The sequence below is a fragment of the Agromyces sp. NPDC056389 genome, from assembly GCF_042262385.1.
Classification (GTDB): Bacteria; Actinomycetota; Actinomycetes; order Actinomycetales; family Microbacteriaceae; genus Agromyces.
The window spans coordinates 575,561-596,527 of sequence record NZ_JBHJPN010000001.1; the positions used below are offsets into that span (position 1 = coordinate 575,561).

Annotated in this window: 23 protein-coding genes, 2 tRNA genes and 1 riboswitch; of the genes, 9 read left to right on the forward strand and 16 right to left on the reverse strand. The window is 69.8% G+C overall.

Features of this window, described 5'->3' with window-relative positions:
• Window positions 1–21: 21 nt before the first annotated feature.
• The 4 genes from ACFCVM_RS02785 to ssb form a co-directional block, all read right to left on the reverse strand.
• A complete protein-coding gene (locus ACFCVM_RS02785) occupies window positions 22–498 on the reverse strand; it encodes an acyl-CoA thioesterase (protein WP_375833567.1) in 477 nt (158 codons plus the stop codon).
• Between the two features lies 1 nt (window position 499).
• Window positions 500–2,182 carry an energy-dependent translational throttle protein EttA gene (gene ettA / locus ACFCVM_RS02790; protein WP_375833570.1) on the reverse strand — a complete coding sequence of 561 codons (1,683 nt, stop codon included), beginning with the start codon at window positions 2,180–2,182 and terminating at the stop codon, window positions 500–502.
• 5 nt (window positions 2,183–2,187) lie between these two features.
• Entirely contained in the window at window positions 2,188–2,676 is a 489-nt protein-coding gene (locus ACFCVM_RS02795) for a DUF6993 domain-containing protein (RefSeq protein WP_375833573.1), read from the reverse strand.
• Between the two features lie 98 nt (window positions 2,677–2,774).
• Entirely contained in the window at window positions 2,775–3,383 is a 609-nt protein-coding gene (ssb, locus tag ACFCVM_RS02800; RefSeq protein WP_375833575.1) for a single-stranded DNA-binding protein, read from the reverse strand.
• A gap of 202 nt (window positions 3,384–3,585) precedes the next feature.
• On the opposite strand from ssb, the gene ACFCVM_RS02805 reads away from it, so the two are divergent.
• The 3 genes from ACFCVM_RS02805 (at window position 3,586) to ACFCVM_RS02815 (ending at window position 5,694) form a co-directional block, all read left to right on the forward strand.
• Entirely contained in the window at window positions 3,586–4,593 is a 1,008-nt protein-coding gene (locus ACFCVM_RS02805) for an aldo/keto reductase (RefSeq protein WP_375833577.1), read from the forward strand.
• A 112-nt stretch (window positions 4,594–4,705) separates the two neighbouring features.
• A complete protein-coding gene (locus ACFCVM_RS02810; RefSeq protein WP_375833580.1) occupies window positions 4,706–4,963 on the forward strand; it encodes a hypothetical protein in 258 nt (85 codons plus the stop codon).
• A gap of 74 nt (window positions 4,964–5,037) precedes the next feature.
• Window positions 5,038–5,694, forward strand: coding sequence for a hypothetical protein (locus tag ACFCVM_RS02815; RefSeq protein ID WP_375833583.1), 657 nt, complete (start codon window positions 5,038–5,040; stop codon window positions 5,692–5,694).
• A 75-nt stretch (window positions 5,695–5,769) separates the two neighbouring features.
• Here ACFCVM_RS02815 and nadE read toward each other — a convergent pair whose 3' ends face one another.
• The gene (gene nadE, locus ACFCVM_RS02820) at window positions 5,770–6,591 is read right to left on the reverse strand and encodes an ammonia-dependent NAD(+) synthetase (RefSeq protein ID WP_375833585.1); all 822 of its coding nucleotides are present in this window, start codon (window positions 6,589–6,591) and stop codon (window positions 5,770–5,772) included.
• Window positions 6,592–6,718: 127 nt separating this feature from the next.
• Between nadE and ACFCVM_RS02825 the strand changes: the two genes are divergently transcribed.
• The 6 genes from ACFCVM_RS02825 (at window position 6,719) to ACFCVM_RS02850 (ending at window position 11,083) form a co-directional block, all read left to right on the forward strand.
• Entirely contained in the window at window positions 6,719–7,939 is a 1,221-nt protein-coding gene (locus tag ACFCVM_RS02825) for a cation:proton antiporter (protein WP_375833588.1), read from the forward strand.
• Window positions 7,940–8,024: 85 nt separating this feature from the next.
• Window positions 8,025–8,097 (forward strand) — tRNA-Arg (locus tag ACFCVM_RS02830).
• A 555-nt stretch (window positions 8,098–8,652) separates the two neighbouring features.
• Window positions 8,653–9,273, forward strand: coding sequence for an oligoribonuclease (gene orn / locus ACFCVM_RS02835; protein WP_375833590.1), 621 nt, complete (start codon window positions 8,653–8,655; stop codon window positions 9,271–9,273).
• Between the two features lie 43 nt (window positions 9,274–9,316).
• Window positions 9,317–9,392 (forward strand) — tRNA-His (locus tag ACFCVM_RS02840).
• A 56-nt stretch (window positions 9,393–9,448) separates the two neighbouring features.
• Window positions 9,449–9,796, forward strand: a complete 348-nt coding sequence (locus ACFCVM_RS02845; RefSeq protein ID WP_375833593.1) for a metallopeptidase family protein — start codon at window positions 9,449–9,451, stop codon at window positions 9,794–9,796.
• A 24-nt stretch (window positions 9,797–9,820) separates the two neighbouring features.
• Window positions 9,821–11,083, forward strand: a complete 1,263-nt coding sequence (locus tag ACFCVM_RS02850) for a hypothetical protein (protein WP_375833596.1) — start codon at window positions 9,821–9,823, stop codon at window positions 11,081–11,083.
• 20 nt (window positions 11,084–11,103) lie between these two features.
• Here ACFCVM_RS02850 and ACFCVM_RS02855 read toward each other — a convergent pair whose 3' ends face one another.
• The 11 genes from ACFCVM_RS02855 to gatC form a co-directional block, all read right to left on the reverse strand.
• A complete protein-coding gene (locus tag ACFCVM_RS02855) occupies window positions 11,104–11,358 on the reverse strand; it encodes a hypothetical protein (protein WP_375833598.1) in 255 nt (84 codons plus the stop codon).
• Between the two features lie 78 nt (window positions 11,359–11,436).
• Complete coding sequence (locus tag ACFCVM_RS02860) at window positions 11,437–12,018, reverse strand: AAA family ATPase (protein ID WP_375833600.1); 582 nt, start codon at window positions 12,016–12,018, stop codon at window positions 11,437–11,439.
• Window positions 12,015–12,788: an energy-coupling factor transporter transmembrane component T family protein gene (locus tag ACFCVM_RS02865; RefSeq protein ID WP_375833603.1), complete on the reverse strand. Its 774-nt coding sequence runs from the start codon at window positions 12,786–12,788 to the stop codon at window positions 12,015–12,017. Before ACFCVM_RS02865 ends, ACFCVM_RS02860 begins: the two co-directional genes overlap by 4 nt.
• On the reverse strand, window positions 12,785–14,275 hold the full coding sequence (locus ACFCVM_RS02870; RefSeq protein ID WP_375833605.1) for an ABC transporter ATP-binding protein: 1,491 nt from the start codon (window positions 14,273–14,275) through the stop codon (window positions 12,785–12,787). Before ACFCVM_RS02870 ends, ACFCVM_RS02865 begins: the two co-directional genes overlap by 4 nt.
• 1 nt (window position 14,276) lies before the next feature.
• On the reverse strand, window positions 14,277–14,912 hold the full coding sequence (locus tag ACFCVM_RS02875) for an ECF transporter S component (protein ID WP_375833608.1): 636 nt from the start codon (window positions 14,910–14,912) through the stop codon (window positions 14,277–14,279).
• A 39-nt stretch (window positions 14,913–14,951) separates the two neighbouring features.
• Window positions 14,952–15,061: riboswitch (TPP riboswitch) on the reverse strand.
• 66 nt (window positions 15,062–15,127) lie between these two features.
• Window positions 15,128–15,460: a hypothetical protein gene (locus tag ACFCVM_RS02880; RefSeq protein WP_375833610.1), complete on the reverse strand. Its 333-nt coding sequence runs from the start codon at window positions 15,458–15,460 to the stop codon at window positions 15,128–15,130.
• Between the two features lie 62 nt (window positions 15,461–15,522).
• The gene (locus tag ACFCVM_RS02885) at window positions 15,523–16,788 is read right to left on the reverse strand and encodes a DNA polymerase IV (RefSeq protein WP_375833613.1); all 1,266 of its coding nucleotides are present in this window, start codon (window positions 16,786–16,788) and stop codon (window positions 15,523–15,525) included.
• A gap of 60 nt (window positions 16,789–16,848) precedes the next feature.
• Window positions 16,849–17,484 (reverse strand): hypothetical protein, encoded by a 636-nt coding sequence (locus tag ACFCVM_RS02890; RefSeq protein ID WP_375833616.1) that lies wholly within the window; start codon window positions 17,482–17,484, stop codon window positions 16,849–16,851.
• Between the two features lie 107 nt (window positions 17,485–17,591).
• Entirely contained in the window at window positions 17,592–19,112 is a 1,521-nt protein-coding gene (gene gatB / locus ACFCVM_RS02895) for an Asp-tRNA(Asn)/Glu-tRNA(Gln) amidotransferase subunit GatB (RefSeq protein WP_375833619.1), read from the reverse strand.
• Window positions 19,112–20,647, reverse strand: a complete 1,536-nt coding sequence (gatA, locus tag ACFCVM_RS02900; RefSeq protein ID WP_375833622.1) for an Asp-tRNA(Asn)/Glu-tRNA(Gln) amidotransferase subunit GatA — start codon at window positions 20,645–20,647, stop codon at window positions 19,112–19,114. Before gatA ends, gatB begins: the two co-directional genes overlap by 1 nt.
• Window positions 20,644–20,946, reverse strand: coding sequence for an Asp-tRNA(Asn)/Glu-tRNA(Gln) amidotransferase subunit GatC (gene gatC, locus ACFCVM_RS02905; RefSeq protein WP_056009497.1), 303 nt, complete (start codon window positions 20,944–20,946; stop codon window positions 20,644–20,646). The genes gatA and gatC overlap by 4 nt, the downstream gene beginning before the upstream one ends.
• Window positions 20,947–20,967 lie beyond the last annotated feature (21 nt).

Here is a 20,967-nt window from a genome sequence, read left to right on the forward strand (position 1 = left end):
CGAGGCTCAGCGCAGCGAGCCTCAGCGCCGACGGAACGCGATCGGCTCGCCGAGGTACGGCTCCCACGCCTCACGTTCGGTGTCGCCGATGCGGCGTGGTCGCTCGGTCTCCGCATCGACGAGCACGATCGTCGTGACCGCGCGCGTGTAGAGCACACGCGGCTCGACCCCGACCGGCGTATACACCTCGTAGCAGACATCGAGGCTTGCACCGCCCATGTGCCCGATCCAGAGTTCGATGTCGACCGGCTGGCGCTGGTACGGGATCGGGGCGAGGTACTCGACCTCCTGGCGCGCGATCAGCGTGATCGTGGTCGCGCCAGGAGTCGCATCGAGTACCGCCGTCGACGCGCCGGCCGCATGCTCGGACGTGTCGTCGCTCACCCAGAACGCCTGGATGCGAGCCTCTTCGAGGAGGCTCAGCATGCGCGCGTTGTTCACGTGCCCGTAGGCGTCGAGGTCGCTCCACCGCAGCGGCGTGGGCACGTGAAGGCGCATCTCAGTCCCTCGTGAGCTTGCGGTAGGCCGAACGGTGCGGCTTCGCCGCATCGGGACCGAGCCGCTCGATCTTGTTCTGCTCGTACGACTCGAAGTTGCCCTCGAACCAGTACCAGTTCGCGGGATCTTCTTCCGTGCCCTCGTACGCGAGGATGTGCGTCGCGATGCGGTCGAGGAACCACCGGTCGTGGGTGATGACGACGGCGCAGCCGGGGAACTCGAGCAGTGCGTTCTCGAGGCTCGACAGGGTCTCGACGTCGAGGTCGTTGGTCGGCTCGTCGAGCAGCAGCAGGTTGCCGCCCTGCTTCAGCGTGAGGGCGAGGTTCAGGCGGTTGCGCTCGCCACCCGAGAGCACGCCGGCCTTCTTCTGCTGGTCGGGGCCCTTGAAGCCGAACTGCGAGACGTAGGCGCGCGACGGGATCTCGGTCTTGCCCACGATGATGTAGTCGAGGCCGTCGGAGACGACCTCCCACAGGTTCTTGTTCGGGTCGATGCCACCGCGGCTCTGGTCGACGTAGGAGATGTCGACCGTCTCGCCGATCTTCAGCTCGCCGCCGTCGAGGGGCTCGAGCCCGACGATGGTCTTGAACAGCGTCGTCTTGCCGACGCCGTTCGGGCCGATGATGCCGACGATGCCGTTGCGCGGAAGGCTGAAACTCAGGTCTTCGATGAGGATGCGTTCGCCGAAGCCCTTGCGGAGCTTCTTCGCCTCGATCACCTGCGCGCCGAGGCGCGGGCCGACGGGGATCACGATCTCTTCGAAGTCGAGCTTGCGCGTGCGCTCGGCCTCGGTCGCCATCTCTTCATAGCGGGCCAGACGCGCCTTCGACTTCGCCTGGCGCCCCTTCGCGTTCGATCGGACCCACTCGAGCTCTTCGGCCAGTCGCTTGGCGAGCTTCGCGTCCTTCTTGCCCTGGACGCTGAGTCGCTCCTGCTTCTTCTCGAGGTAGGTCGAGTAGTTGCCCTCGTAGGGGTAGAGGCGGCCGCGGTCGACCTCGCAGATCCACTCGGCGACGTGGTCGAGGAAGTACCGGTCGTGGGTGACGGCGAGCACGGCGCCGGGGTACTTGGCGAGGTGCTGCTCGAGCCAGAGCACGCTCTCGGCGTCGAGGTGGTTGGTGGGCTCATCGAGGAGCAGCAGGTCGGGCTTCTGGAGCAGCAGCTTGCAGAGTGCGACGCGGCGCTTCTCACCACCCGAGAGCACGGAGATCTGCTCGTCGCCCGGCGGGCACCGCAGTGCGTCCATCGCCTGCTCGAGCTGGGAGTCGAGGTCCCACGCGTCGGCGGCGTCGATGGCCTCCTGCAGCACGCCCATCTCGGCGAGCAGCACGTCGAAGTCGGCGTCGGGCTCGGCCATGGCCAGCGAGATCTCGTTGAAGCGGTCGAGCTTCGCCTTGATCGGCCCGACGCCCTCCTGCACGTTCTCGAGCACGGTCTTGGTCTCGTCGAGCACGGGCTCCTGCATGAGGATTCCGACGGAGAAGCCCGGGCTCAGCCGCGCCTCACCATTGGAGGGCTGGTCGAGCCCCGCCATGATCTTGAGGATCGTCGACTTGCCGGCGCCGTTCGGACCGACCACGCCGATCTTCGCTCCGGGGAGGAATGCCATCGTCACGTCATCGAGGATGACCTTGTCGCCGACCGCCTTGCGGGCGCGAACCATCGAGTAAATGTAATCAGCCATGTCGCCTACCAGTCTATGGGGCGGGTCTGTCCGACGAGACAGGTGCCCGTGCCGAGCGGTGGGCGCACCGCTCCGTGGTACCCGCCGGAGGCGGGACCGTATTGCCCGATGAGGCATTCGCCCTGGAAGAGCACCGAGAACTGCACGGAGTCGGCGGGCTTGCCCTCGGTCGTCGTGTCGGAGGTGACCTGCATCTGCGCCTTGTCGAAGCCACCGGCGACGAGCGCATCGATGAAGTCCCGCCCGCCGGCCGAGGCGTTCGCCGCGACGACGCCGCCGTTCACCCAGTCGAAGTAGGCCAGATTCTCGGTCGCGGAGAGCTCCGGTCGGAACTCGGGGGCGGTCGGCGTCGCGGCACCCGGGTCGGACGGCGTCGGCCGCGCGGTCGTGGGAGCCGTCGGCTCGGGGTCGCCGAAGGTGCAGGCCGTCAGGCCGACGAGCATCGCGACCCCTGCGATTGCAAGGGCCGCGCTGGTACCGAACCGCCGTCTCATCGTTCCCCTCACCGGCGGTGGCGACCGCCCGAGCCGATTCTAGGCGGTACGCCTTCGATGCCGGCTCGGGCGGGCCGTCGGCGGCCGCGGCACGCCCGTCATCCCGCGAACGTCGCCTCGAGCTCGGGGCGCGCGAGGTCATCGGTGTCGTCGGCGTCGCCGGTCGCATCATCGGGATCGGCGGATGCCTCGACATCGTCTGCGTCGGCGTCGAACCCGAGCGGCCGCAACGCAGCGGTACCGGGCCACGGGGAACTGCCGTCGATCGCCGATTCGGCCGCCTGCACGTCGAATCCGGCGATCGCACCGCCGGGCGAGGATTCCGTGGCCGCGGCATCCGCTGAACGCGTGGATCGGACCTTGGCGTACGAGCTCACGCACCAGGCGAGGTCGTGTCCGATGGAATCGGCCTCGATCTCGACGGCCGTGCCCGACCGCTCACCGGTTTCCCAGGCCCGCAGCCGGAGTCGACCCCGGATGATGAGGCGCTCGCCCTTGCGGACCGAGAGGCTCGCGTTCGTGGCGAGCTGGCGGAAGGCGGAGACGGTGTACCAGTTGGTCTCGCCGTCTTCCCACGTGGCCTTCTCGCGATCGAACACGCGCCTCGTCGACGCGAGTCGGAACGTCGTGATGGCGAGTCCGCCGTTGGTGACGTGGTGCTTGGGATCGGTTCCCACGACTCCCGTCACGGTGATGATGTCGGTCATGTGCTGCACTCCTCGGTCGGATGCCGCCGCGAGTCGACGGCACGCGGCCCCGGGAGGCGCTCGTGCCGGATCGTCACCCCGGAGCCGCGTTCCGACCAGCATCGCGGCGCGGTCGAGGCATCCGGCCCGCGCTGGGGAAGCCGTGCAGAAGCACACCGTCACGCGAATGTGGAGGACGAGTCGGCGACCCTAGAGTTGCTCCATGAGCTACGTCGCCCTCCCCGAACGCTACGACCGCATGCGCTACAACCGGGTGGGCCGCAGCGGCCTCAAACTCCCCGCGCTCTCGCTCGGTCTCTGGCACAACTTCGGGCACGAACGCCCCTACGACACCCAGCGCGCGATCGTGCGCCGCGCCTTCGATCTCGGGGTCACGCACTTCGACCTCGCGAACAACTACGGCCCGCCGCCCGGCAGCGCCGAGGTGAACTTCGGCCGCATCCTCGCCGACGACCTCGGCCCCTACCGCGACGAGCTCATCATCTCGTCGAAGGCCGGTTACGACATGTGGCCCGGCCCGTACGGCGACTTCGGCTCGCGCAAGTACCTGCTGTCGTCGCTCGACCAGAGTCTCGGGCGCCTCGGCCTCGAATACGTCGACATCTTCTACTCGCACCGTCCAGACCCCGAGACGCCGATCGAGGAGACGATGGGCGCACTCGCCTCGGCCGTGCGCCAGGGCAAGGCGCTCTACGTCGGCATCTCGAACTACGACCCCGACCAGACGCGCGCCGCCGCCGCCGCGCTCGAGGCCGAGGGCGTGCCGCTCCTCATCCACCAGCCGCGCTACTCGATGTTCGACCGCCACATCGAGGACGGCCTGTTCCCGGCGCTCGAAGAGGTCGGCGCCGCGAGCATCGTCTTCTCTCCGCTCGCACAGGGCCTCCTGACCGATCGATACCTCGCCGGCGACGTTCCCGCCGACTCCCGCGCGGCGACGAGCCGGTTCCTCTCCCCCGACCGCATCAGCGGCGAATACCTGGAGCGCGTCCGCGCGCTCGACGGGATCGCGAAGGAGCGCGGCCAGACGCTCGCACAGCTCGCCCTCACGTGGGTGCTGCGCCAGCCGCTCGTCTCGAGCGCGCTGATCGGCGCATCGAGCGTCGCCCAGCTCGAGCAGAACATCGCCGCACTTGACGCGGCACCGCTCACCGACGAGGAGATCGAGCGCATCGAGCCGTTCGCCGCGCACGGCACCGTGCTCGGCTGAGTCCACGCCCGGCCGGCCGACGACGACCCCCTTCGATGATCGAGCGGATGTCGGTGGCCCGCCGTACTCTCGTGGCACACCGCAGGGCCGGCTGCACCACGAGAGGAGCGACATGTCCGCCATCGCCACGAACGCAACGCGCGTCCGCGAACCGTTCCCCGACGTCGTGCCCGGCCTGCAGATCTCGCCCGCTGCGCCGGGCCTGTGGCGGGTCACCCGCCCGCAGGGCGCCGTGCTCGGCCACATCGAGCGGCGCGGCTTCGGCGACGAGGTGCGGTTCGGGGCGAAGCGACTGGTCGCAGGCGGCATCCGCTCGATCGAGCTCGGCGAATTCTGGTCGTCGCGCGCGGCCGCCGAGGTGTTCCGCTGAGCTCGAGCAGCGCGTATTCGGGCACGCCGTCGTCGCTCGATCGTCGCGACACGAGGCCGGGGTAATCTGCGGCCATGCAGTGGTGGAACGATCTCAGCTCATGGCTCGCCTCGAGTGCCTCACGGCCCACGGTCTTCTCGGCCGTCGTGCTGTTCATCGCGGTGCTCGCCGCCGGACTCCTCGCCGCGTGGATCGCCAATCTCGCGATCAAGCGACTCGTCGCGCAGCGAGACCGCGAGGCGAAGGCCGCCGCGATCGCCGCACTCGTCGATGCCGCGACCGAGGCCTCGGTGTGGAACTCGTTGACGCCGCAAGAACAGGTGCTCGCAGATCGCGCCGTCGGCCAGGCCGACATCGTCGTGCGGTTGCTGCCCATCCGCGGGTCGGATGTCGCGGCGAACTGGGCGGCCCACCAGCTGCACGAACTCAAGCGGGCGTCGGCGACGTTCGGGTACCAGCTCGACCCCGCCGTGGTGGAGTTCCGCGATCGCCTTCTCGAGTGGCAGCGCCACCCGGGGCGTACGCGACGCCAGTTCCAGAACGACCTGGCACGCTGGCGCACGCAGCGCCAGGAGCCCGAGCAGGCTGCCGTCGACCAGCAGGACTCCTGGGTCGCCGAACAGCACCAGCAGCGCTATCAGGGCAGCGTCACCATCGCCGGCGAGGGCGACTCGACGGAGACCGCGAACACCGCGCCGACGGTCACCCTGCAGGGCGACCAGCTGCGCTAGGTCGCGCGGTCCCGCGGGCGGGCACCGACCGACGAGCACCGGGCGCCTGCGACCAGCGCCCCGAGTTGAGCGCGCTCAGCGCCACCAGTCGTCGAACATCGACACCGGAACCGTGCGCTTGTGCTGCGTCTGCAGGAAGCGCGCTTCGATGCGCTCGGCGACCGACTCGTCGATCTCCTCGCCCTCGAGATAGGCGTCGAGGTCGGCGTAGCTCAGGCCGAGGTTGGCCTCGTCGGACTGCCCGGGGTTCGCGTCGAGCAGGTCCGCGGTCGGCACCTTGAGGTACAGGCGCTCCGAAGCACCGAGGTGTGCGAGCAGCGCGCGCCCCTGCCGCTTCGTGAGGCCGGTGAGCGGCAGCACGTCGGCTCCCCCGTCGCCGTACTTGGTGAAGAAGCCGGTGACCGCCTCGGCCGCATGGTCGGTGCCGACGACGAGCAGCCCGCCCTCACCGGCGAGGGCGTACTGCGCCACCATCCGCATGCGCGCCTTGACGTTGCCCTTGCCGAAGTCGCTGAGCGGCACGTCGGTCGCCTCAGCGAAGTCCTCGGTGAGCCCGTCGACGCCGCCCTTGATGTTGAAGACCACGGTCTCCTGCGGCTCGATGAAGCCCAAGGCCAACTGGGCGTCGTCTTCGTCGCGCTGCACACCGTAGGGCAGACGCACCGCGATGAACCGCGATGGGACGCCCTCGGCGTCGAGCTCTTCGACCGCGAGCCGGCACAACCGGCCCGCGAGGGTGGAGTCCTGGCCGCCGCTGATGCCGAGCACGAGGCCCTTGGCCCCGGTGGCGCGCAGGTAGGCCTTCAGGAAGTCGATGCGCGACCGCACCTCTTCGGCGGGGTCGATGACGGGGGTGACGTTGAGTTCGGCGATGATTCGCGACTGCAGCTCTCGCATCCCATGACGATACCGCCGTCATGTTTCCGGCAGACGACCGGATGCTCCGGGCCGCCGCCTCGGCGTCGCCCGCTCGCTCCGCTAGCATCACGACAGGCTTCATCTGCCGCCTGAAACGGAGTGCCTCATGGAGATCTCGATCGGAACCATGGTGCTCGTGCCGGCGATCGCCGTCGCAGCACCGCTGCTCGTGCGCGCGATCGGCCGATGGGTCGCCATCCCCCTCGTGGTCTTCGAGATCGTGCTGGGGCTCCTGCTCGGCCCGGCCGTGCTCGGCTGGATCGTGCCCGACGACTTCATGACGCTGCTCGCCGACTTCGGCCTGGCCATGCTCTTCTTCCTGGCGGGCAACGAGATCGACTTCCGTGCCATCCGCGGACGGCCGCTGAGCCGCGCGGCGATCGGCTGGATCATCTCCCTCGCCGCGGGCATCGGCCTCGCGACACTCCTGGCGGCGGATCTGCCCGCAGCGGCGTTCATCGGCATCGCGCTGACGTCGACGGCACTCGGCACGATCATGCCGGTGCTGCGCGATTCCGGCGACCTCGCCACTCCCTTCGGCATCGCGGTGATCGCCCTCGGCGCCATCGGCGAGTTCGGACCGCTGCTCGCGATCTCCCTCTTCCTGAGCGGGCGCAGTCCGCTGCTGGCCGCCGTCGTGCTCCTGGGATTCGCCGTGATCGCCGGCATCGCCATCTGGCTCGCCGCGAAGGGCGTCGGCAAGCGCATGCACCGGGTCATCACGGCGACCCTGCACACGAGCGGGCAGTTCGCGGTGCGGCTCGTCATCTTCGTGCTGCTCGCACTCGTCGCCCTCAGCATCGTGCTCGATCTCGACATGCTGCTCGGGGCATTCACCGCCGGCGTGCTCTACCGGCTGCTGCTCTCGGGCGCCCCTGAGCGCGATGTCGAAATCGTCGAGACGAAGCTCGAGGCGGTGGGGTACGGGTTCCTCGTGCCCGTCTTCTTCATCAACACCGGGGTCGCGTTCGACCTCGAGTCCCTCTTCGCCGACGTGCGGACGACCGTGCTCCTGCCGGTCTTCCTCGTGCTGCTGCTGGTCGTGCGCGGACTCCCCTCGCTCCTCGCGGCCCCCAAGGGCTCGAGTCGACGGGACCTCATCGCGACGGCACTCTTCGGGGCGACCGGACTTCCGATCATCGTCGCCGTCACCGCGATCGGCGTCGACAACGGCGACCTGCCGAGCGGCACGGCGGCCGCCCTGGTCGGCGCCGGCATGCTCTCGGTGCTGCTCTTCCCGCTCATCGCGCTCGCCATCCGCAAGGGTCGGTCGGATGACCCGGCGCGCGCATCCGCGGACGATCCCTTCGTGCCCATCGAGGGCTGACCGGGCGATATCCCCGGGCGCTCCGGCGGGACGAGCCGGTGAGCGGCCATCGATGGCTATGCTTGCATGGCGGCGTTCCAGTCGGCCCCCCGTAGCTCAGTGGACAGAGCAGGTGGTTTCTACCCACTTGGTCGGGAGTTCGAATCTCTCCGGGGGGACGCCCTTCCCCGCTCGTCGAGCAGGTCGTGGTGCCACGAGCGGCCACGCCGAGCAATGGTGACGATCGCGTGGCAGTTGCGGCACCTCACATCGCATTTCCGGATCTCGGTCTCGATCACCTCGAGGCTCCGACCGCGTCGTACGAGATTCGCGATCGAGTCGATCTTCTCGCCCCGCACATGGTCGAATTCGAGCACCCGCAGGTCGAGGTTTCCGCAGTCCACGCAGCCGTTCGCGAGGTGCGCGATGACGACGCGGCGCGCGTCGATGAGCCGGCGCGCGCTCGTCGCACGGACATTCGCGGCGTGGCGAGCTGCATTCGCCCGGTAGTGGGCCTTCTGACAGTCCCGGCAGTACGAATGGAGGCCGTCTCGGTTCTTCGGCGATCCGTTGAAGCTGGTGCGCGGCAGTTCGACCTTGCACCGGAAGCACGTCTTCATGACGCGACCGTAGCGCGGAGTACCGACGCTTCGACGTCCGCTCCGTTTCGTACCTCGTGGATCCTGCGACGCCGCTCGAGCAGCATCGTCGGAGCACCCGGATAGACTCTCCGCATGCCTTCATCGAGTGACCGCCTGGTCTGGATCGACTGCGAGATGACCGGACTCGACCTCGCCGTCGATGAGCTCGTCGAGATTGCGGTCATCATCACCGACTACGACCTCAACCCCGTCGACGCCGGTCTCAGCATCGTCATCAAGCCTGACGCCAGCGCGCTCGAGAACATGGGCGACTTCGTGCGCGGAATGCACACGACGTCGGGCCTCATCGAAGAGATCCCCAACGGCGTGAGCGTCGCCGACGCCGAGTACCAGGTGCTCGAGTACGTGCTGCAGCACGTCCCCGAAGAGCAGAAGGCGCCCCTCGCGGGCAATTCGATCGGCACCGACCGCGCCTTCCTCGCGAAGTACATGCCGCGCCTCGACGCCCACCTGCACTACCGCAGCGTCGATGTCTCCTCGATCAAGGAGCTCGCCAAGCGCTGGTTCCCCCGCGCCTACTTCAACTCCCCCCAGAAGAACGGCGGCCACCGTGCGCTCGCCGACATCCAGGAGTCGATCCGCGAGCTGCATTACTACCGCCGCGCGGTCTTCGTGGCCGAGCCCGGCCCCTCGACGGCAGAACTCCAGAGCCTCTCGGCGACCGTGGTGAACGAGTTCGCCTCCAAGGTGTAGTAAGCTCGTCGAGTTGCCAGATCGCTCCGGCGGTCGACACATGGTGGGTATAGCTCAGTTGGTAGAGCGCCTGGTTGTGGTCCAGGAGGTCGCGGGTTCAAGCCCCGTTACTCACCCCAAGTCTCTCTCGGCGAGAGCCGTTTCACCGCCCGTCGCATTTCGATCGGAGCCGCTCGTGGAACTCGATGCCGAAGCCTTCGAGGCGATCGTCGTCGATGAACTCGATCAGTTGCCCGACGACATGGTCGACGGCCTCGACAACGTCGTGTTCGTCGTCGAAGACCGCCCCGAAGACGGATCGCTCGACCTGCTCGGTCTCTACGACGGTTGGGCCCTCACCGAGCGCGATCGCTATGGATTCGGCGAGATGCCCGACCGCATCATCCTCTTCCGCGAACCGCTGCTGGCGATCTGCGCCGACGAGGACGAGCTGCGCGAAGAGATCCACGTCACGCTCGTGCACGAGATCGCGCACTTCTACGGCATCGACGACGACCGGCTCCACGAGCTGGGCTGGGCTTGATCCGCGCCGGGTTACGCTGAATCCATGAGCCTCACCCCCGGCCGCATCGTCGGCATCGCCGTCGGCGCGATCGCGATCCTCGGAATCGGCGTCTACGGCCCGGCGATGCTCCTCGGCCCGCTTCCGACGGTGAACGTGACCGTCGCCGCCGATGCCGGCTCGGCACCCGATGAGGGCGCCACGACCGTAACCCTTCCGGCCGAGGGCGCCAGCGCGATGGCCGTGCTCGGCGAAGACGACACCGCGACGATGCTCGGCGTCGCCGGCGACACGGAGGCCGTCCCGATCGGCGGAGCGGTGAAGCTCGTCACGGTGCTCGCGACCCTCGATTCCCTCCCGCTGCCGCCCGACGGCGGTGGGCCCGAGATCACGATCGGCGCGGCCGACTACACCGATTACCTCCGCTACGTCGCTGAAGACACCCGCACGCTCGACGTACTCCCCGGCCAGAAGTGGACCGAGCGCGACGTCGTGCGGGCGGTACTGCTCGCCTCGAGCAACAACCACGCCGACACGCTCGCTCGGTGGGCGTTCGGCGGCGTCGACCCGTACGTCGAGGCCGCCAACACCTGGCTCGCCGAGAACGGCTTCACCGCGACGCACGTCGCCGACGCCACGGGCCTCTCAGGCGACAACGTCGGCACGGCAGAAGAACTCACCCGCCTCGCCGCCCTCGTGCTCGCCGACCCGCGCCTCGCGGAGCTGTTCGGCGTCGGCGACGCGCCCGCGGTGGCCGGCGAACGGGGCATCCCAGATGCCGTCGACCGCCCGGGCGATGCCGGTGTTCGCGCACTCGCGCGGAGTTACACCGACCAGGCGGGCGTGAGCTTCGTCTACACCACCACGGTGCCCGGACTCCAAGGCGAACCGCCGCACCGCCTCGTCGGCGCCACGACCCTGATGCCCGACTACGAGACCCTCGACGCCGGCGTGAGCACGGCCGTCACCTCGGCTGCCGCATCGGCGGTGCCGGTCGAGGTCATCACTGCCGGCACGCCCTACGCGAGCGTCGAGGCCGCGTGGGGCGACCGAGCCGAGCTCATCGCCTCGGTCAGCAGAACGGATGCGTCATGGGGCGGCGCCGGCGCCGAGGCATCCGTGATCGTCGAGCCCTTCACGACCGCAGCTTCCGGCAGAGATGTCGGGCGCGTCAGCTTCACGACTGCGGCCGGTGAGGTCGCCTCACCGCTCGAGCTGACGGGCGCGATCCGCGACCCCGGCCCGCTCTGGCGTCTCACGCACCCCGCGGCGCTCATCGGCGCGTTCGTCGCCGATCAGCAGGGTTGATCGACGGGAAGAGCGCGCGCTCAGTCGTTCTCGTCGTCGGATTCGACCGGATCGGAATCGTCGGCGTCGAACCGGAACTGCACCCGCACCTGGCCGTTGACCTCGCGCTCGTCGACCGCGTCGTACCAGAACAAGGACTCGAGACCGTCGACGGCGGCGACCATGCCGACACGCTGCTCGGTCTTGCCGCCCACGAGGATCCGGTGCTCGAACTCCCCCTCGAGCGGGCCGTCGAGGAACTCCGCGACGTACTGGGCGCCTGTGTCTGTGCTCATGTCACTACCGTAGCCCTCGGGGTGCTGCAGCGGCAGGTCACACGCCCGGCCCCGCGTCGTGTCGCCGATCACGACCCCTCAGGCGTCGGCGACACGCACGCGAACGTCGGCGCGGCGTGCCGGTGCGGTTCGCGCGACGTAGCGTCGCCACTGGCGCTCCCACAGGTCCCAGTACGGATCGAACGCCCCGGCGTCGCGCTCGAGCGCCCGTCGCTTGCGCACGCGCGGCGACGCCTCGACCCAGACCGTGACGGCCTCGATGGGGGCGGCCGCTGCGAAGGCACCGCAGCCTTCGACGATGAGCACGCGACCCGGCCTGCTCCGTTCGACCGATGCGACTCGGTCACCCGCCCAGTCCCATCGGCGCCACTGCCCGACTGCGCCGCGCGCATGGCGGGCGACGAGTTCGTGCGCGAGCGCAGCGCCGGCGGGCTCGAGGCCGTTCCATCCCGGATAGACGTCGTCGAGGCGCACGAGCTCGGGGGCTGGGCCAGGCCACGCGCGCACGAGCGCATCGGCGAGGGTGCTCTTGCCCGAGCCGCTCGGCCCGTCGATCGCCACGACCTGCGCGCCCGCGGCACGGCAGCGATCGAGCACGAGTCGCACCGCGGATGCCGCGGGCGTGCTCACGGCCGCAGCGCCCGGCTCGCTCACGCTCACGCCCAAACCGCGTGGTAGGTGCCAGCCCAGACGGCACAGCCGATCGCGAGCACCGCGATGCCGGCGGCGATGCAGAGCAGGGCGGCATCCGGCCAGCCGACTCGGGACTCGCGCGCCCAGGTGCGCGGGTGGTCGGAGCCGAACCCGCGAGCCTCCATCGCGGTCGCGAGCTTGCTGCCGCGCCGGATGGCGAGCACGAGCAGCGCGAACGCCATGGTCGCGAACCGGCGGGTCACGCCGTGATCGCCGATGCCGCGCGCACGACGCGACAGCGCCATCGCCCGCCAGTCCTCCATGAAGAGGCCGACGAGTCGTGCGCCCGCCAGCGCACCGAGCACGAACCGGCTCGGGAGCTTGGCGATCTGCGCGAGCCCGTCGGCGAGCTCGGTCGGGTCGACGTTCATGAAGAGCAGCACCGCGGGCAACCCGATCGCGAGCACGCGCACCGTGACGGCGACGGCGAGCTCGATCGATCCGTCGGTGATGCGGGCGAGCCAGAACGACCAGTACTCGGTGCCTTCTGGACGCCCGTAGAGCAGCATGCTGAGGCCGGCGATCGGCGCCGCGATGAGGATCGGCCATGCCCGCGAGACGAGCAGCTTCAGGGTCACCCCCGCCATCGCGAAGAGCACGAGCTGCACCACGAGGGCGACCGCGGCGCTCACCCAGTCGACCGTGAGCAGCAGCGGGGTCGTGAGCAGCATCGCGGCGGCGAGCCGGCTCACGGGGTTCACGCGGTCGACGAGATGCAGTCGCGGGGTCGGGCTCATGCTGCCGCCCCCAGGCGCAATGCGTCGCTGCCGAGGTCGAGGTGCTGGTCGCCGAGCGCGTCGAGGTAGGCCGCATCGTGGCTGACCGACAACAGCGTCGTGCCGTCGTCGACGAGGCCGCGAAGCAGGGTCACGAGTTCGATCCACGTGAGTCGGTCCTGTCCGAACGTCGGCTCGTCGAGGATGACGACACCCGGCTGCGCGACGAGCGCGCACCCGACCGTGAGGCGACGCTGCTCACCGCCGGACAGGGTGAACGGGTTGGCCGCAGCGAGCCGGTCGAGTCCGAGGCGTTCGAGCACCTCGCGAGTGCGCCGAGCCGTCGTCGCGGCGTCGAGTCCGAGCGCACGCGGCGCGACCTCGAGTTCGCGCTGCACGGTCGACGCGACGAACTGGTGCTCGGGCTCCTGGAAGACGGTGCCGATGCGCGTGAGCAGCTCGCGCGACCGCCACCGGATCGGATCCGTCTTGAGTCCGGCGGCGAGCTCGTGCGAGGCGCGCACACGACCGCCGAGCGGCGCGAGCAGCCCGCCCATGGTGAGGGCCAGCGTCGACTTGCCCGCACCGTTCGGCCCGGTGAGCACCGTCGAGGCGGCGTGCGGCACTGCGAGCGCGAGACCGCTGCGCACGACGGCGTCGCTTCGACGACCGATCGCGAGATCGATGCCCTCCAGATCGACGACGGATGCCGCGGGCGCGGGCCGCGCGGCCGACACCGCCGGCGGCACCCCCGGCACCCAGACGCCTGCGGCGAGCAACGCGTCGCGCTGCGTCGCGAGCACATGCTGCGGCTCGCCGTCGGCGATCAGGCGTCCGTCGCGGCCGAGCACGACCACGCGGGTGACGAGGTCGATCCAGACGTCGACGCGATGCTCCACGACCACGAACGTCGCGCCGGTGCGATCGAGCGTGCGAGCGACCGCGTGCCGTACCTCGCCGACCCCGACGGGATCGAGGTTCGCCGTCGGCTCGTCGAGCAGCAGGAGCCCTGGTCCCATCGCGAGGGCGCCCGCGAGCGCGAGCCGCTGCTTCTGGCCACCGGAGAGCGCGTTGGTGGGGTGATCGAGCGGCAGGTCGAGACCGACCTCGTCGAGCGCCCGCCGCACGCGCGGCCAGATCTCGTCACGCGGAACGCCGAGGTTCTCGCACCCGAACGCCACATCGTCGCCGACCTTCGCGAGGATCACCTGCGAGTCGGGATCCTGCAGCACGAGACTCGCCCGCCCGCGCACGGAACCGGGCCATGCACCGTCGATGAGCAGCGATCCGGTCTCGTCGCCCTCTTCGGCCCCGCCGTGGACCCCGGCGAGTGCGTGCAGGAGGGTCGACTTGCCCGACCCCGACGGGCCGAGCAGCAACACCCGCTCCCCCGGCGAGATGACGAGGTCGATGCCGTCGAGTGCGGCTCGCTTGCGCCCGGCGTGCCGCCACCCCCACCCGCGCGCCTCCACGCGCGCGGGCCGGGTGACACCGGAATCACGCCCCACGTCAGACCCGCTGTGCCACGTCTTGACCGGCGGCGAATCGGCTGAGTGCTCCCGTCGCTGCGAGACCGCGCACGATGAGCCAGCCGAGCAGCCCGGCGAGCACAGCACCCGAGATGACGACGGTCGTGAAATAGAGTCCGAGGAACTCGGCCGATTTCGCGAGGTTGCCCGAGGTGAAGAGCTCGAGCGTCCACGCCGCGGCGCCGGCAGCGGCACCCGCGAGCATCGCGGGCACCAGGCCGAAGCGGCGGTAGGCGAAGATCGCGAACACCAGCTCGGCGCCGAGGCCCTGCATCACGCCGGAGTAGATGGTCTCGATGCCCCACTGGTTGCCGACGAGGGCCGAGACGATCGCGGCGAGCAGTTCGACGAAGAGCGCTGCACCCGGCTTGCGGATGATGAGCCCGCCGAGCACGCCGCCGATGAGCCAGATGCCGACGGCGATGCCGCCGAGCCCCGGCGTGAGCGCGTCGGCGGCGCTGAACCACGCGTAGCCGACGTTGTTCCAGAAGAGGAAGAGGAGCCCGGTCGCGACGCCGATGACGCTGGCGACGACGATGTCGACGACTCGCCAGCGCAGGTCGCGCGACTTGCGGGGCGTGGAGGGGCTGCTGGTTTCTGATGCTGCAGTGTGCACTGTCGTGCCCTTTCGATTCGTGGAAAGAGGCACGGGAAATTGAGATGTGATTGGCCTCCCTGCGCTGGCATGACCCAGATCAGGTTCGACGGTCGAAGGTTGAGAACCTTCCTCTCAGCCCGGCTCACCGGACTCCCGTGTTCGAGCACGAGTATACGCCGATGGCGCGGGCAGCGTGGTCGACGGCAACAGCCTGCGCCGCGCCGACGTCGAGGTCAGCGCTTGAGCGCGCGGATCACCATTTTGAGCGCCTTGCCCGTGACCCAGACGAGCGGAGTGGCGACCAGCAGCAGCCCGATGAGGTTCGGTTCGAAGCGCACGTCGCCCGAGCGGCCGACGTATGCGCCGAGCGGAATGGAGAGGCCGCCGCCTCCGCCGCCCCCTGCCTGATCGCCCGCATCGTCGGAGCCGCTGCCGGCGCCGAAACCGTAGTACCCGAGCGCCACCGGCACGAGCGTGGTGCCGTCGATGTCGACGGGGTCGCCGTACGAGGTCTTCACGCCGACGCCGGCGACGGTCTCAGCGAGGTCCAGAACGAGTTCAGCCATGAGTCAACGCTACCGGCGCGCCTGCTCTCGAACCAGCCCTTGCGAGATTCGCCGGTACCGGTTCAGCGAACGTCGCCGCCGTCAGGATCTGTGCGACGCGACGATTCGACCCGATCTGCCGCACGCTTCACGAGCGAGGCCGGCCGCACCGCTCCACGGCCGAACCGCGCCGTCACCTCGTCGATCGTGCGTTCGGCCTCGCGCCACTCCTCGTCGGGGTCCCACAGCATCGCGCCGCTGCCCGAGGGCCGGAGCTGCTCGGCGCGCACGCCGATGAGACGGATGCGGGCTCCGTCGCCCGCGAGCTCGCCGAGCGCAGCGGATGCCTCGTCGTAGATGCGCCTCGCGACGTCGGTCGGCTCCCCCAGCGTGCGCGACCGGGTGACGGTGCGGAAGTCGCCGTAGCGCAGCTTCAGCACGACCGTGCGCCCGACGACGCCGGCCCGACGGAGCCGCACCGCGACGTCGTCGGAGAGACGCAGCAGCTCGCGTCGCAACTGTTCGAGGTCGGTGAGGTCGTACCCGAACGTGACCTCGTGCCCGATGCTCTTCTCCTCACGCCCGGTGACGACGTCGCGGGCGTCGACCCCCATCGACAGGTGGCCGAGTTTCGCAGCAAGCGCTGGCCCCAGCGCCCGTGCGAGCGCGTCTGCGGGCATGGCGGCGACGTCGCCCACGGTACGGAGCCCGATGCGGGTGAGCGACTCCTCGGTGACCTTGCCGACCCCCCAGAGTGCCGAGACGGGCAACGGGTGCAGGAACTCGAGCGTGCGGTCGGCCGGGACGACGAGCATGCCATCGGGTTTCGCGCGGCTCGAGGCGACCTTCGCGACGAACTTCGTCGCCGCGACGCCGACCGAGCAGGTGAGGCCGGTCTCGTCGTGCACGCGTCGACGCAGGCCCCACGCGATCTGGGCGGGGCTGCCATGAAGCCGCCGTGCGCCGGACACGTCGAGGAACGCCTCGTCGATCGAGAGCTTCTCGACGAGCGGCGTGACCTCTTCGAAGATCGTCATGACCCGCCGCGAGTACTCGGAGTAGCTCGCGTAGTCGCCGCTCAGCACGATCGCGTTCGGGCAGCGCTGGAGGGCCAGAGACATCGGCATGGCGGAGTTGACGCCGTACTTGCGGGCCTCGTAGCTCGCCGCCGACACGACACCGCGTCCGGCGGTGCCGCCGACCAGCACGGGCTTGCCGCGCAGCTCGGGCCGCTTCAGCAGTTCGACGGAGACGAAGAACGCGTCCATGTCGACGTGCAGGATGGGTGTCGCCGAGTCGTCGACCGGACCGGTGGTCACTTGGCGCGACGAGCCGTCCTGCTTGCTCATGATGCGACCCTATCCGCTGCCGCCGTCATCGCAGGCTCCGCCGTCGAAGGCCGGGCGTGCTCAGAAGCCGAAGTCGCCGCCCCCACCGAAATCGCCACCGCCGAAGTCGCCGAAGCCACCGAAATCGCCGCCCGAGTCGGCACCCGACGCGTCGTAGCCGTCGGACGCCGCAGCGTCGCCGCCATCGGCACCGGCATCACCGGCACCGCCATCGGCGCCGGCCTCGAACGCCGACGGGTCGGGCAGGAACGCCTGCGCGATCGCCGAGCCGACGACCACACCCGCGACGGAGCCGAGCAGCGAGCCCGCGAACATGCCGCCGAACGACGGGCCGCCCTGCTGGGGGCGGCCGCCCGAGGCATCCGCTCGAGTGAAGGCGCGCTCGACGCTGCCGGGTGCGCGGAGCTCGGCGCGGGTCGCTGCCCGGGCCAGGGCGCTCGGCTCATCGGAGACGAGTCGTTCACCGGCCGGCGCGTCGGCGCTGAGCGAGGCGAAGAGGGCCTGACGCTGCTGGGGCGTGAGCTTCGCGAACGCCTCTGCGTGCACCGCCTCGACCGACTCGGGCGGGGCCGTGCGCAGCAGGTAGCGGTAGCGCTCGACCGCGAGTTCGTCGTCACTCAGCCTGCGGGCGGGCTGTGCCTGAGGGCGCTGCGGTTCGGCGGGAACTGCTCCGAAGAGACGGTCAAGGAATCCCATGTTGTCCTCGTCAATCGTTCAGGGGACGACCACTGTACGGCCGCGAGCATCGAACATGCTGAGAGCCGAGCGGATGCCTCCGCTCGGCTCTCGTGCGCTTGCGTGCGTTACGCGGTCTGCGCGGCGCGCTCGAGCACGAGCTCGCGCACGCGCGCGGCATCGGCCTTGCCCTGCATCGCCTTCATGACCGCGCCGATGACGGCGCCCGCGGCCTGCACCTTGCCGTCGCGGATCTTCGCGAGCACGTCGGGCTGCGAGGCGAGCGCCTCGTCGATCGCGGCGATCAGTGCGCCGTCGTCGGAGACGACCGCGAGACCACGGGCATCGACCACCTGCTGCGGCGAACCCTCGCCGGCGATGACGCCCTCGAGCACCTGGCGGGCCAGACGGTCGGTGAGCGTGCCGGCGTCGACGAGCTGCGCGAGCTCGGCGACGTGTTCGGGAGCGACGAGGCCCGACGCGTCGACGTCTGCGGCGTTCGCGAGGCGGGCGATCTCACCGGTCCACCACTTGCGGGCGGCGGCGGGCGTCGCACCGGCCTTCACCGTCGCCTCGAGCTCGATGAGGAGGCCGGAGTTCGCGACATCCTGGAACTCGAGGTCGGTGAAGCCCCACTCGGACTTGAGCCGGCGACGACGTGCGGCCGGAGGCTCGGGCAGTGCAGCGCGCAGCTCGTCGACGAGCTCCTTCGAGGGCACGACCGGCAGCAGGTCGGGCTCGGGGAAGTAGCGGTAGTCGTCGGCGTCGGACTTCGGACGGCCGGCGCTCGTCGCACCCGTGTCCTCGTGCCAGTGACGCGTCTCTTGGATGATCGTGCCGCCGCCGGCGAGGATCGCCGCCTGACGCTGGATCTCGTAGCGCACGGCGCGCTCGACCGACCGCATCGAGTTGACGTTCTTCGTCTCGGTGCGCGTGCCGAGCTTCTCCTGGCCGCGGGGGCGCAGCGACACGTTCGCGTCGCAGCGGAGGTTGCCGCGTTCCATGCGCGCCTCGGAGATGCCGAGCGAGAGCACGATGTCGCGGATCGTCGCGACGTACGCCTTCGCGAGGGCGGGAGTGTCGGCCTCGCCGCCGAAGATCGGACGCGTGACGATCTCGACGAGCGGAACGCCGGCGCGGTTGTAGTCGACGAGCGAGTACTCGGCACCCTGGATGCGGCCCGTCGAACCGCCCACGTGCGTGAGCTTGCCTGCGTCTTCTTCCATGTGCGCGCGCTCGATCGGCACCGTGAAGACACGGCCGTTCTCGAGCTCGACCTCGACCTCGCCGTCGAACGCGATCGGTTCGTCGTACTGCGAGATCTGGTAGTTCTTCGCGAGGTCGGGGTAGAAGTAGTTCTTGCGCGCGAACCGGCTCGACGGCGCGATATCGCAGCCGAGCGCGAGGCCGAGGCTGATCGAGTACTTCACGGCCTCACCGTTGACGACGGGCAGCGAACCCGGCAAGCCGAGGCACACGGGCGTGATGAGCGTGTTCGGCTCGGCACCGTGGAACTGCGAGTTCGCGGGGTTCGGGGCCGACGAGAACATCTTCGTCGTGGTGTTCAGCTCGACGTGCACCTCGAGGCCGATGACCGGCTCGAAGAGCTCGAGCGCCTTGTCGAAGTCCATCAGTTCAGCGCGGGCCATCAGAGTGCGCCTTCCTCGGTCGCGGTGAGCTCGTGAGTGGAGAGATCGGGTGCCTGGGCGAGCAGCGGGCCGCCCCAACGCTCTTCGAGCAGCTGCTCGAGCGCCGCGCCGACGTTGTAGAGACGTGCGTCTTCACGGGCCGGTGCCAGGAACTGGATGCCGACGGGCAGGCCGTCTTCGGGAGCGAGACCCGAGGGCAGCGAGATGCCGGGCACGCCAGCGAGGTTCGCGGGAATCGTGGCGATGTCGTTGAGGTACATCGACACGGGGTCGGCGAGCTTCTCGCCGAACTTGAACGCGGTCGTCGGCGCGGTCGGCGAGGCGAGCACGTCGACGTTCGCGAACGCCGCGTCGAAGTCGCGCTGCACGAGCGTGCGCACCTTCTGCGCGGAGCCGTAGTAGGCGTCGTAGTAGCCCGCCGAGAGCGCGTAGGTGCCGAGGATGATGCGTCGCTTCACCTCGGGGCCGAAGCCTGCCTCGCGCGTCGCCGACATGACCTGCTCGACCGTGCCGCCGCCCTCGGGTGTGACCCGGAGGCCGAAGCGCACGGAGTCGAACTTCGCGAGGTTCGACGACGCCTCGGCCGGGAGGATCAGGTAGTACGCGGCGATCGCGTACTCGAAGTGAGGTGCGGAGACCTCGACGATCTCGGCGCCCTGCTTCTCGAGCAGTTCGAGCGACTCGTGGAAGCGCTGGCGCACGCCGGCCTGGAAGCCCTCGCCGTCGAGCTCCTTGATGACACCGATGCGGAGGCCCGAGACATCCGCTCGGCGCACGGCCTCGGCCATCGACGGCCACGCCTCGGGGATCGACGTGGAGTCGAGCGGGTCGTGCCCGGCGATCACGTCGTGGAGCAGTGCGGCATCGAGCACGTTGCGCGTGACGGGGCCGATCTGGTCGAGCGAGGAGGCCAGGGCGATCGAGCCGTAGCGGCTGACGGCGCCGTAGGTCGGCTTGACGCCGACCGTGCCCGTGACGTGCGCCGGCTGGCGGATCGAGCCGCCGGTGTCGGAACCGAGCGCCAGCGGGGCTTCGAACGCGGCGACGGATGCCGCGGAGCCGCCGCCTGAGCCGCCCGGGATGCGGTCGAGGTCCCACGGGTTGTGGGTCGGACCGTAGGCCGAGTGCTCGGTCGACGAGCCCATGGCGAATTCGTCCATGTTCGTCTTGCCGAGCGGGATCATGCCGGCTTCGCGCACCTTCGTGACCGGCGTCGCGTCGTACGGGGGGATCCAGCCCTCGAGGATGCGCGAGCCGGAGGTCGAGGGCATGCCCTTCGTGACCAGCACGTCTTTGATCGCGATCGGCACACCCGCGAGCGGGCCGAGGGGCGCGCCTGCAGCACGCTGGCGGTCGATCTCGGCGGCCGTCTCGATGGCGCGTTCGCCCTCGACGTGGAGGAAGGCGTGCACGGCGCCGTCGACGGCAGCGATGCGGTCGAGGTGGGCACGGGTCGCCTCGACCGAGGAGACCTCGCCGGCGGCGAGCTTCTCGCCGAGTGCGGCTGCGGACAGGCGGATCAGTTCGTCGCTCACTGCTCTTCTCCCAGGATCGCCGAGACCTTGAATCGCGAGTCGTCGGACTCGGGGGCGCCCGCGAGCGCCTCGTCGGCGGTGAGCACCGTGGTGCCCACGACGTCGTCGCGGAACACGTTCTGCATCGGGATCGGGTGGCTCGTCGGCGGCACGTCGGGCGTGGCGACCTCGCTCACCTGCTCGACCGCGTGCATGATCTGGCCGAGCTCCGTGGTGAGGTGCTCGATCTCTTCATCGGTGAGCGCGATGCGGGCGAGGTTCGCGAGATGCGCGACCTGCTCCGCAGTGATTTCGGACATGCTGCTCCGTCGTCTCGGGAT

Bases quoted from the DNA above. Each gene is read 5' to 3' on its own strand.
- ACFCVM_RS02850 (WP_375833596.1), top strand. From the start codon at position 9,821: ATGAGCCTCACCCCCGGCCGCATCGTCGGCATCGCCGTCGGCGCGATC.
- ACFCVM_RS02880 (WP_375833610.1), bottom strand. From the start codon at position 15,460: ATGGCTGAACTCGTTCTGGACCTCGCTGAGACCGTCGCCGGCGTCGGC.
- ACFCVM_RS02810 (WP_375833580.1), top strand. From the start codon at position 4,706: ATGTCCGCCATCGCCACGAACGCAACGCGCGTCCGCGAACCGTTCCCC.
- ACFCVM_RS02865 (WP_375833603.1), bottom strand. From the start codon at position 12,788: ATGAGCCCGACCCCGCGACTGCATCTCGTCGACCGCGTGAACCCCGTG.
- ssb (WP_375833575.1), bottom strand. From the start codon at position 3,383: ATGACCGACATCATCACCGTGACGGGAGTCGTGGGAACCGATCCCAAG.
- ACFCVM_RS02825 (WP_375833588.1), top strand. From the start codon at position 6,719: ATGGAGATCTCGATCGGAACCATGGTGCTCGTGCCGGCGATCGCCGTC.
- ACFCVM_RS02890 (WP_375833616.1), bottom strand. From the start codon at position 17,484: ATGGGATTCCTTGACCGTCTCTTCGGAGCAGTTCCCGCCGAACCGCAG.
- ACFCVM_RS02795 (WP_375833573.1), bottom strand. From the start codon at position 2,676: ATGAGACGGCGGTTCGGTACCAGCGCGGCCCTTGCAATCGCAGGGGTC.
- orn (WP_375833590.1), top strand. From the start codon at position 8,653: ATGCCTTCATCGAGTGACCGCCTGGTCTGGATCGACTGCGAGATGACC.
- gatB (WP_375833619.1), bottom strand. From the start codon at position 19,112: ATGGCCCGCGCTGAACTGATGGACTTCGACAAGGCGCTCGAGCTCTTC.
- ACFCVM_RS02815 (WP_375833583.1), top strand. From the start codon at position 5,038: ATGCAGTGGTGGAACGATCTCAGCTCATGGCTCGCCTCGAGTGCCTCA.
- ACFCVM_RS02785 (WP_375833567.1), bottom strand. From the start codon at position 498: ATGCGCCTTCACGTGCCCACGCCGCTGCGGTGGAGCGACCTCGACGCC.
- nadE (WP_375833585.1), bottom strand. From the start codon at position 6,591: ATGCGAGAGCTGCAGTCGCGAATCATCGCCGAACTCAACGTCACCCCC.
- gatC (WP_056009497.1), bottom strand. From the start codon at position 20,946: ATGTCCGAAATCACTGCGGAGCAGGTCGCGCATCTCGCGAACCTCGCC.
- ACFCVM_RS02855 (WP_375833598.1), bottom strand. From the start codon at position 11,358: ATGAGCACAGACACAGGCGCCCAGTACGTCGCGGAGTTCCTCGACGGC.
- ACFCVM_RS02885 (WP_375833613.1), bottom strand. From the start codon at position 16,788: ATGAGCAAGCAGGACGGCTCGTCGCGCCAAGTGACCACCGGTCCGGTC.
- ettA (WP_375833570.1), bottom strand. From the start codon at position 2,182: ATGGCTGATTACATTTACTCGATGGTTCGCGCCCGCAAGGCGGTCGGC.
- ACFCVM_RS02805 (WP_375833577.1), top strand. From the start codon at position 3,586: ATGAGCTACGTCGCCCTCCCCGAACGCTACGACCGCATGCGCTACAAC.